At 39.5% G+C, this 10,937-nt stretch carries 8 protein-coding genes and 1 other RNA gene; 4 read left to right on the forward strand and 5 right to left on the reverse strand.

Annotated features, from left to right (window positions below; translation table 11 throughout):
* The first annotated feature begins 17 nt into the window (after nucleotides 1-17).
* Complete coding sequence (locus tag BCU68_RS05620) at nucleotides 18-620, forward strand: TetR/AcrR family transcriptional regulator (protein ID WP_198591688.1); 603 nt, start codon at nucleotides 18-20, stop codon at nucleotides 618-620.
* Between the two features lie 69 nt (nucleotides 621-689).
* On the opposite strand, the gene BCU68_RS05625 is transcribed toward BCU68_RS05620, so the two are convergent.
* Nucleotides 690-3,386: an ExeM/NucH family extracellular endonuclease gene (locus tag BCU68_RS05625; protein ID WP_102563815.1), complete on the reverse strand. Its 2,697-nt coding sequence runs from the start codon at nucleotides 3,384-3,386 to the stop codon at nucleotides 690-692.
* A 326-nt stretch (nucleotides 3,387-3,712) separates the two neighbouring features.
* Here BCU68_RS05625 and BCU68_RS05630 point away from each other — a divergent pair, with 326 nt between their 5' ends.
* Complete coding sequence (locus BCU68_RS05630; RefSeq protein WP_102563816.1) at nucleotides 3,713-5,731, forward strand: bifunctional metallophosphatase/5'-nucleotidase; 2,019 nt, start codon at nucleotides 3,713-3,715, stop codon at nucleotides 5,729-5,731.
* 320 nt (nucleotides 5,732-6,051) lie between these two features.
* On the opposite strand, the gene ffs is transcribed toward BCU68_RS05630, so the two are convergent.
* Both ffs and BCU68_RS05640 read right to left on the reverse strand, forming a co-directional pair.
* An RNA gene (gene ffs, locus BCU68_RS05635) (signal recognition particle sRNA small type) lies at nucleotides 6,052-6,148 on the reverse strand.
* 187 nt (nucleotides 6,149-6,335) lie between these two features.
* Complete coding sequence (locus BCU68_RS05640) at nucleotides 6,336-7,076, reverse strand: hypothetical protein (RefSeq protein ID WP_102563817.1); 741 nt, start codon at nucleotides 7,074-7,076, stop codon at nucleotides 6,336-6,338.
* A 48-nt stretch (nucleotides 7,077-7,124) separates the two neighbouring features.
* On the opposite strand from BCU68_RS05640, the gene BCU68_RS05645 reads away from it, so the two are divergent.
* On the forward strand, nucleotides 7,125-7,427 hold the full coding sequence (locus BCU68_RS05645; RefSeq protein WP_102563818.1) for an MGMT family protein: 303 nt from the start codon (nucleotides 7,125-7,127) through the stop codon (nucleotides 7,425-7,427).
* Nucleotides 7,428-7,457: 30 nt separating this feature from the next.
* On the opposite strand, the gene BCU68_RS05650 is transcribed toward BCU68_RS05645, so the two are convergent.
* Nucleotides 7,458-7,877 (reverse strand): YbaY family lipoprotein, encoded by a 420-nt coding sequence (locus BCU68_RS05650; protein ID WP_102563819.1) that lies wholly within the window; start codon nucleotides 7,875-7,877, stop codon nucleotides 7,458-7,460.
* A 164-nt stretch (nucleotides 7,878-8,041) separates the two neighbouring features.
* Between BCU68_RS05650 and tesB the strand changes: the two genes are divergently transcribed.
* Entirely contained in the window at nucleotides 8,042-8,905 is an 864-nt protein-coding gene (gene tesB / locus BCU68_RS05655; RefSeq protein ID WP_102563820.1) for an acyl-CoA thioesterase II, read from the forward strand.
* 126 nt (nucleotides 8,906-9,031) lie between these two features.
* On the opposite strand, the gene BCU68_RS05660 is transcribed toward tesB, so the two are convergent.
* The gene (locus BCU68_RS05660) at nucleotides 9,032-10,801 is read right to left on the reverse strand and encodes a sodium:solute symporter family protein (protein ID WP_102563821.1); all 1,770 of its coding nucleotides are present in this window, start codon (nucleotides 10,799-10,801) and stop codon (nucleotides 9,032-9,034) included.
* Nucleotides 10,802-10,937 lie beyond the last annotated feature (136 nt).

The following is a 10,937-nucleotide window of genomic DNA, read 5'->3' on the forward strand; positions in this document are numbered from 1 at the left end:
TGTTAAAAATAAGGAATGTGACTATGGCTATAAAAAGTGAACAAAAAAGAGCGCAAATATTGAAGGCTGCTAGCGAGCTTTTCTGTCAGTTCGGTTACCAAGTCAATATGGATCAAATTGCCAAGCATGCCAATGTCTCTAAACAAACGGTCTATTCGCACTTTCAAACTAAAGCGATGCTCTTTGAATCTCATATTCTCTCTAAATGCAAAGAGAGAGAGGTAGGAACGGCTGCACTCGATGACTCTCAACCTATTAATGCAGTCTTATATGATTTTGGTCTCAAGTTTCAAGCCATGCACTTAGAGACGACCGTTCAGCAAACTTTTCGTAATGCCGTCAGTCAAACCTCATCTCACCCTGAACTTGGTCAGCTATATTTAAAATATGGTCCAGAAAGAACACTCGATTTACTGGCTGATTATTTACAAAGGCAAGATGATTTAGGAAGGCTAACACTGGCAAGTTCCGCACAAAATTCAGCGATGCAACTGCTGCTAATGTTTCATGGTAAAGCGGTTTATTGGGCTTTTCTCGGTGGTGAGAGTCAAGAGAATGAAGCAGAGCGAGCTTTGTATATTCAACAATGTGTCGAGCTATTTTTGCTGGGGAATCAATAGCAATAAGTATAAAAAAACACCTACCATTATCTGGTAGGTGTTTGTTAGGTAGGAGTTACTTTAAGTAATTTACTTAATCTTAAGCTTACGTCTAGTTAAGAAAGTAGCAAATAAACCGAACAATACTAGCAGACCAGATGAAGCACCTTTTTTCTCAGAGCTTGGGTTTTCTGGTTCTGTTGGATCAATTGGGTCGACTGGGTCAATTGGATCTACAGGGTCTACAGGATCGACTGGTTCATCAAACTTCAACACGATAACAGCTGGATCGTGATCCGAAGAGCGATACGCATCGGCATACTTAGGCAAGTCACCAGAGTACTGAGAAGAGTATTCAAATAGTGATGACTCTACAGCATTAATTGGCCAAACTTGAGCATCAATAATAAATGGTGCTAGATCTTCATCAACAAGAACATAATCTAGCGTACCGACGGTATCATCGTATGAGTAACTGTAAGCACCTGGTGATAATGTTTCGATAATATCAACATAGTTAAACGACTCTTCAATCAATGCGCCATCATTGCCATGGAGTGGTTTACCATTATCTTGGTCACCACCTAAGAACGTGTCACGAGCAGCAAATGTTTGGTAATCTGCCGGAGCATGGTCGCGGTTGGTCAACACTAGCATAGGGTCTTCTAAACCATAGCTATTTAGGTCACCCATGATGATTTTATAACCATCCATTTCACCTAGTGTTGTTGCTAAGTGGTAAGCCGCTGAAACACGGAACTGCTCACAGCTACCTTGAATATCTGCATCGACAACGTCTTCCTGATCATCTTCCCAACACGTAGAGCCTTTCGACTTAAGATGGTTGTTCGATACAATAATTGGCTTATCTGCTAATGGTGAAGTAAAGGTTGCTGTAAATGCATCACGTTGATAAGCCGATTGAATACCGCCCTCTTCAAGCTCAACATGTTGCTGAGGCATATCAATAACCGTTACATCATCTAAATCAACAACGTTAGCACGGTAAATAATTTTATTGGTGATAGCATCTGTACCAATATAACCATTTTCATCCATATCGCTTGGAACAGCCATGGTGTATTGCTTATCTTCTGCTAACTCAGCATTGATTGCTTCTAATAGAGCCTGCACTGCAGATCCATCGCCAAAGCCATTATTTTCAATTTCGATTAGACCAACAATATCAGCATCAATTTTTACAATTGCCGTTACAATCTTAGCTAACTGTAATTCGTAGTCTTCAACAGAATTAGCACCACGATTTTGACCTAGTGGATTGCTTGGACCATCTGCATATTCAGAGGTAAAGAAGTTCTCCACATTAAACGCTGAAAGTACGATGTCACCCTCTAACATTTCAATGCTAGTTGGACGCGTATTATCAGTATGGTCAAACGTAGAACTATCCGCTTCATTAAGCACTAACAAACGGAAATCTTGGTATGAGTAAGCAAGTACACCTTCTAAGCCTGTATCTGAAAGTTTCGCATTGATACGAATATAATCATCAGTTGTACCGGTACCATTATCTGTACCAAACTCTGGGTACCAAGGTATAACACCATTTGGTGCAACAGTAGTAGATTCAACAAATAAGCGGCGGTCAGCATTACTTTGGTTTTGCTCAGCAGCACCTTCAGAGGTTGGTACATTAAATTGGTTAGGGTGGTAGTTAACCTCTTTATGACTTAATACCATGCTATTACGCTTAGCCCCGTAATCGTAACTAAAGGTACGTGCAACTCGCATATCCGTGCTGTCATTAACGCGTACAAACATACCTTCGTAGCGCTCAAGTGTATCTTGGAATGTCTCATCGCTCTCTAGTTCAACGATAGTCGTAGGTGCAATTTCAACACCTGTTCTTTCCGTTTTTTCTACAAATGTATCTGACATTTGCGTCCAAGAGTAATGCTCTTTAACCTTACCAGTGACAACAACTTCATCACCGATATTTAAACCATTAACATTTGAGCTATTAACATAAATACCATTTGAAGTTAGCGGGTTGCCATCACCATTTTCATCTTGCATGAAGAAACCAACAAAAACATCCGTGCCTAGATTGCTCGTTTGAACATGAGTTATAATCCCTGTCACTTCAAAGTAATCTTCTGACTCATATTGGGAGTTATCAGGATCGGTATAAGGTGAATGTTTTCCATCACCTTGTAGACCCATAATCGTTTCAGCAATACCGACTGGTGGCTCTGGCGCTTCTGGCACTTCACCTTCTGGTAAAATATTGCCTAAATCTTGGTAATAATCACCGTTGTCATCTAACTGTACGACTTCCCACATTTCAGCATCATATTCGTCCGTTGGTGTGTAATCTCGACGCACCATGTTGACGTTTTTAGCAAAAACAACGCAATTATCAGCTTGATCAAACTGATCAGGACCAAACATATCGACAACAACCCCATCTTTCGTCAAACGAATTGGATCATCACCATTAAAGCTCGTTAAGCTAATATTAATCCCATCAAAACGATCAATAAAATCTTGGTTATTATTGGCGTTATTATTACCAACAACGTAAGTTGTCATCGATTCTAGCGTTACACCATCTAGAGAATGATCGCCAATCCATGCATCCTTACAGTTATTATTTTGCTGCAGCATGTAACCATTTAATGAAATAGCGCTATCGCCAACATTTGCAATTTCAATCGCTTTATGGTTTCCCTTTCCTTCTACAACTTCAGAAATAATAACATCTGCTGTTGCATATCCAGAAAGTAACAAACAAGGGGCAACCAAGAGTGACTTTTTGATGTCCATATTTAACCTTAAAATATAAATTTAATTAATGATTTTACTAGTGGAAATAACACCTAATTAATATTCGTATAGTGACAAAATGACTTTCAATTAATGAGGGATATTGTGATATAAGCTAGACTTAATTTATGACAATGCAATTACATACAGAATAAAGTGTTATTTAAATCAAGGCATATCAATTACACATAATACTTATTTAAGCTCCCACTCAATAAGGATACTTTAATAAAAATGACTTTAAAGTTTAATAATAGAGGGATACATTATCCATCCACACAGTTATAAGCAATCTGACATTAATCAGTTATAAAATGGACAATATAATGAAAAAGAATTTACTCGTCGCGGCGATGGGCCTAGCTTTATTTGGCTGTAATAGCTCATCTAATGATAAAGTAGAAAATGAAGTAGAAAATAAAGAGTTTGAATTATCGATTGCACATATTAATGATACTCACTCCTCTTTTGACGAAGTAAAAACTAGTTTTGTAAATGATTACCTTCTACAAGGAAAGCCTGTTTATACTTCTTTTGGTGGTCACCCTCGCCTTCAAGAAGCCGCTAACCAATACCGTGAACTTGCTGAACAAGAAGATCGCAGCATGCTATTTTTGCATGGCGGTGATGCTTGGCAAGGAAGTGCTTACTTCATGTTAAATGAAGGACGCATGAATGCTGATATCTTAAGCCGTATGGGTTTAGATGCCATGGCAATGGGTAACCATGAGTTTGATTTAGATAATGAGACTCTTGCTGAATTTATCAATACGGTTACTTTCCCAGTGTTAGGCGCTAACATGGATGTATCAGAAGATATCCATTTAAACGGCCTAAGCAACCTTCTTCCTTACACTCTATTTGCTTTTGATGGCAACAACAAAGAAGAAGTAACACTCGATACTATGCCAACAGATAAGCCTATCGTTGCCGTTGTTGGTATGGTACTAGAAGATATGGCAAGCATCTCACCAAAAGTTGGGGATGTTAAGTTTGCTAGCGAAGTTGAGACGGCTCAACAAGTGGTTGATGAGCTAAAAGCAAACGGAGTCACTCAAGTTGTTCTTCTTACTCATATTGGCTTAGCTCGTGATATTAACATTGCACAACAGGTTGATGGCATTGATGTTATTGTAGGTGGTCACTCACATACTCTAATGGGCGACTTTACTAACCTTGGTAATGGTGATAATGGTGAGTACGCTCAACTTGTGCAAAACCCAGGCGGCGGCGTTACATGTGTTGTTCAATCTGGTGAGATGGCACAAGCTATTGGTCATGCTAATGTTGTCTTTGATAGCAACGGTAATTTAAAAAGCTGTTCAGGTGGTAATACCCTCCTTTCTTCAGATACTTTCTTCTCTGATAGCCTTCGAGATTCTGGTTCATTATTAATTGGTAATAAAGCCCTACAAGTCGAAGACTTTATTGAAGAGCAAGATAACATTGCTATTACTCAAGAAGATGAGGCTCTGCGCCAACATATCGATATCTACTATAAGCCAGATCTAGAGGAAGCATACGGTAATATTATCACCTCAGTTCCAGAGTTACTTGTTCAAGAACGCCGTCCAAATGATGGTGTAACTGATGAGCATGGCTCACAGGTCGCTCCTTTAGTTGCTGAAAGTTGGTTACACTGGGCAAATCAAGAAGAGAATCTTGCTGTTACTAGCTTTGACAGTGTCGATATTGCATTAGTTGCTGCCGGTGGTGTACGTAATAGCCTACAAATGGGTGACCTTTATGAAGGTAATATTTCATTAGAACTACTGCCTTTCGCTAACTATATGTCTGTTTTAGAGCTATCAGGTGCAACAATCCGTACTCTTATTGATGACTCAGTAACAATGACGCTAGATGATAATGAACATGCTGGTAAATTCCCGTACACAGCTGGCCTACGTTATACCTATAATGAAACTATCGCTCAAGTTAATGGCGTACTAGAAAGCATTGAAGTTCGTAAGATCGATGATGAAGGCAATGTAACTTGGGAAGATCTTGAAGATAACCAAACCTACACAGTAACAACAACAAACTACAATGCGAATGGTAATGATCATTGGGATGCTATATTCGATGCTCAAACTATTTCTGTAGAGCGTTTTGATATTGCTCTTATAGATGGCCAACCAATCTCTTATGCTGTTGATCATCTAATACAAATCGAGAATTCTCGTAGTGCTGTTTACAGTGACGACCAACCTGATTGTGATGCTGTAAATGTTGCTTGTAATACTGATGCTCAAGCGATGATCGACTGGCTTGACACTGAGATCAATACTTTAGTAGAAGTTGAATTTCCACCAGTCACTCTTAATCTCCTAGAAGACCGTAATTAATATAAGCTAGAAAATTAAATATTTTTTAAAAGCTCTAAATTCAATTTAGGGCTTTTTTTACATTCAACTTATAAGAAAATAGTCATCATACCAAGCGTAGTCAATATAACGAAAGATAGTTACTGGAAAATAGCCTAGACGGTATACCGATAATACACTGTATATGAACAGTATTAGGCCGATATATCTATAATGAGAAATTAATAGTATAAAGTAACAAGCTAGATAATGAAGAAAATAGATTTAACTAAAGAAAGTTGTCGCTAAAAGTAGAGTATAAAACTCAAAGAAAAGATATGTTGCAAAGAAGAGTTGGGTGGAAGCCCCAGCCACATCCCGGCACACAAGTCATCCGCTGCGGCTGCTCCCTTCCAGGCCTGACCGAGTTCACGAACTATTGTTGCGGGAGGACCAGGGCCTCCATAGAGCATCTTTAATGAGTTAACCTTAAAGAGTGAGGTGATTATCTAGCATAGCTAAACTGAATGCAAGCTTTGCAGCACAGATATTATTACCTTTTCGTTCAACCGCTGAAAAAGCAATCATCTTGACGACTTTACAATCACCTTTGCGACTAATTCCAATAATAAATCAGATAGATAGTCTAACTCTCACTCGGTTCATCACTTGATCTTAAAATATAATCTGTCATCCAAGCTGTCCCCAATAAACAGAACCACGCAACAAACACTGGGTTTGGCACTTCAAAATTAGGCGAAATAATTAAAGCGGCAAAACTCACGGTTGGTAGCGTCCAGCACAGTAATTTGCCCCAGCGAAATACTTTGGATTTAACCAAGCTTTCAACTGAAGCTATTATACCCGTCACCCCTAAAGCCAATAATGCTGCATTATGTAGGCTTGCCATCCATAGTGGCAGAATCAACACTAATGCCCACCAGTAATGCTTCTCGGAAGGCTTCCAGTGGTTCACCGACCACCACATCATAATAACCGCTAAGGTCTGCATCATTGTTAGCCACGCAGAACCACCTAGGCGACCACCTGATTGCGTCATCATTACACCTACTAATAAAGTCACGACAACTAACCCTGCGGTTAAAACGGTGGCCAAATTACTGCGTTTTGAGAACATCACCATAAGCAATGGAAAGAAAACCCATAAACTGACAGACAAAGATATCGGCTGCTGCGGTAATGTCAGACCATAAACTGTCATAGCACCCAATAAGACTAATCCTGCTTTTCCACCTTGCGGTAAAATCCATAATGCTGGAATGACCATAGCAAGAATAGGCAAATCACCATGACTAAGACCGATCGCCCGAGCACACACAACAGCAAGTAAACTTGTAATTAAGAATTGAAACGTTGAAAATACCACAGCCCTCTCCTTTTACCGATCCTTGGTACTAAACTAGGAATTATGAGTATGGACCATTTTTTGCCACAAGTCTTTGCAGTTATTCAACAAATTCCACACGGAAAAGTAACAACCTACGGTGAGATTGCTAAAATGGCCGGTTTTCCTGGTTATGCGAGACAAGTAGGTAAAGCATTAAGCCATCTTCCGACTGACAGTAAACTTCCTTGGTTCCGTGTTATCAATAGCAAAGGTGAAATATCGTTACAAGGGTGCTCTTTTGAAAGGCAAAAACGACAACTAGAAAGTGAAGGGATTAAAATATCTGATTCTGGGAAAATAAAATTACGTCAATATAAATGGCAGCCATAAGACTGCCATTTATCATCTAAACGATTTAAATTAACGAACACCAACCAAGAGCAAATTGATATCATGCGTTGACTTGCTATCGGTTATCACAGGAAAAGATCGATCGGAAATAAAACGCAGTTTTCCATCAATCTCGATTCTAGCTCGCACATTATAACGGTGACGAGCGTCAACTTTATTCACATCATAATCGAGTTGAAATGATAGAGGGACTTGCTGCCCTTTTGGCATAAAGGTTTGCGAGGCTAAAACGGTTGCCTTCGCATCGGCTAGCGACACATCTTCTAATACCACTTTAACAATCGCATCACCTGGCAGAGTAATACGTTCGCGATAAGCAACGGTTCCTGTAATCGATTTTATTACAGCACCCGACTCATCTGTTGACTGGCAGCCAAGCATAAAAAAGCTCAAGGTGATTGAAACCATCGCTAGTAATATTCTTTTCATAATCACTCACTCCTAAATATAGCCTAAACAAATTATAGAGCCGCAGCTTAAACTTGTCTTGAGTTTCCCCCTTTTATTTACCAAACTCTAATGTTAAAGCAATAAGATTATCGTAAAATTGTCCTCTTATTTCCTACTACATGCATGGTTAAAGGTAAAAATACATGAGTAAACCACTACAAGAATTACTGAGTTTACTTCAGCTAGAAAAACTAGAAGAAGGCTTATTTAGAGGTCAAAGTGAAAACCTTGGTCTACCACAAGTATACGGCGGTCAAGTTCTCGGGCAGGCATTATCAGCAGCTCGTTATACCGTAGAAGAAGATCGTTCTGTCCATTCATTTCACAGCTACTTCCTACATCCTGGCGATTCAGAAAAGCCGATTATTTATGATGTAGAAAACTTAAGAGACGGACGCAGCTTCAGCACTCGCCGTGTCAAAGCCATTCAAAATGGGCGCCCTATTTTCTATCTCACAGCATCTTATCATGGTGATGCGCCAGGCTTTGAACACCAAAACAGCATGCCTGATATACCAGGGCCAGAAAACTTTGCTTCTGAAACCGAATTAGCTAACCAAATTAAGCAATTCTTGCCTGAGAAACTAAAAAAGACCTTTTGTGGCGAAAAGCCAATCGAAATGCGCCCTGTTACCATCGTTAACCCATTACAGCCTAAGAAAACTGATCCAAAACAGTATTTATGGTTTAAAGCAAATGGTGAAATGCCGAATAATCACCTCATTCATCAGTATATATTGGCTTATGCATCGGATTGGGGGTTCTTGGTAACGGCATTGCATCCACATGGTGTTTCTTTAATGACACCAAAGTTTCAAGTAGCAACTATCGACCATTCCATCTGGTTCCATCGACCATTTAAGTTAGATGAGTGGCTTCTTTTTGCTATAGAAAGTCCAACAGCAAGTAATAGCCGAGGATTAGTTCGTGGTGAAATATTTAATCAACAGGGTGAGCTTGTCGCGACAGCAGTACAGGAAGGGGTAATGCGCTTTACTCAGAAATAATATTAATTGAGAGACTTGTTTGGTCCTCTTTAATAAAAACTATATTGCGCAAATAAAAAACGGCTGATCATTGATCAGCCGTTTGAGCATTAAGAATAACTTAATTTAAGAAAACGTTTTAATCTATTAGCTTTCTGCTACTTCTTGCGCAGTTTCTACTTTATCATCAACTGCTTTAACAAGTAACAAACCAACAAGTAATACAATCACACCACACAATACGAAGATCAAGCGTCCCCACATTGGGTTAGGCAGAACAAACATAGCCATGATACCAATACCAGCAACACTGATTAGTGAACCAAGCATACGACGTTGTTTGTTATCAAGTTGCTTCTGAGCAGTACTTTCAGCAACAAGCGGTGTTGATAGGTTTTCAAAGAACTTATCAACGTTCTTTTGACGCTCTTCAGAAAGCGGCTTGTAGAACAATGTTGACATAACAAAGAAGCCAGCAGTGAATACAAGGTGACCGATTAGACCAATTGCAACTTTAAGCTCAGACCACTCACGACCTGTTAGCTCATTGTCTAAGTTAAACCAGTTTTGAATCATTTCTGCATCAATAACGAAACCAACGAAGTAAGAAACGATTGCACCGACAACTAGCGTACCCCAAGCAGCCCAGTCTGGAGTCTTCTTAATGAAGAAACCACAGAACGCTGGAATTGTCATTGGGAAACCAATCAATGCACCTACATACATCATTGTATCAAACAGACTCAAACCTTTAAGTGAGTTGATAAATAGAGCAACAAGGATGATTGAAATACCAAAGAATGTAGAAGTGATTTTAGATACTAAAACTAGCTCTTTTTCTTCTGCATTTGGACGTAAAACAACTTGATAGAAGTTCTTAACGAAAATACCAGAGTTACGGTTTAGACCTGAATCCATTGAAGACATCGTTGCAGCAAACATTGCAGCAATCAGTAGACCAACCATACCTACTGGCATGTATTGTTCAACGAAGTACAAGTAAGCAAAGTCAGCAGCCTTGCTACCAGCATCTGGGTAAGCAGCTGCTAAATCAACGCCTTGACCAGCGATGTACCAGCTTGGCATGAACCAAACGATTGGACCAATTGTCATTAGTACACAAGCAAGTAGTGCCGCTTTACGAGCATTGTTTGAATCTTTCGCCGCAAGGTAACGGTAAGAGTTCAACATGTTGTTCGTGATACTGAATTGCTTGAAGAAGATAAAGACAGCCCAGATACCAAAAATGCTTAGGTAGTTAAGATTACCACCTGTAATAAAAGATTCTGTTGGGAAGTCAGCAATAATTTGTGCAGGACCGCCACCATGGATCATAGCAGCAACAGCACATGTAACAGTAACGGCCATGATGATAACCATCTGCATGAAGTCAGAAGCGATAACCGCCCATGAGCCACCAGTTACAGACATTAGCAGTACAACTAAACCGGTTGCCCAGATTGTTGTTGTCATATCGAAGCCAAAAATACCAGAAGCGATGATCGCAAGACCATTTAGCCAGATACCTGCAGAAATAACGCTGTTTGGCATACCAGACCAAGTAAATACTTGCTCATTTGTATTACCAAAACGCATACGTACTGCTTCGATTACCGTAACAACACGAAGTTGACGGAATTTAGGAGCAAAATACAGGTAATTCATTAGGTAACCAAAAGCATTCGCTAAAAACAAGATAGCGACAGCGAAACCATCGGTATAAGCTTTACCAGCCGCACCTGTGAAGGTCCATGCACTAAACTGCGTCATAAATGCAGTAGCACCAACCATCCACCAGAGCATGTTACCGCCCCCACGAAAGTAGTCACTTGTATTTGTTGTGAATGTTCTAAACATCCAGCCGATTGCAATCAGGAATAGGAAGTATATTCCTACTATCAGGGTATTAAGATCCATTATTTTACCTTTAATTATAGTGTTTTCTTATTGATTACTATAAATGAACCCTAGAATATTTGTACTACAATAATTTAAATACGTGATAGAACTCTTAATTAGGTCTAAAGCTATAATAATACAAGTGATCCAGATC

This window comes from Vibrio sp. 10N.286.49.B3 (assembly GCF_002873395.1).
Taxonomy (GTDB): Bacteria; Pseudomonadota; Gammaproteobacteria; order Enterobacterales; family Vibrionaceae; genus Vibrio.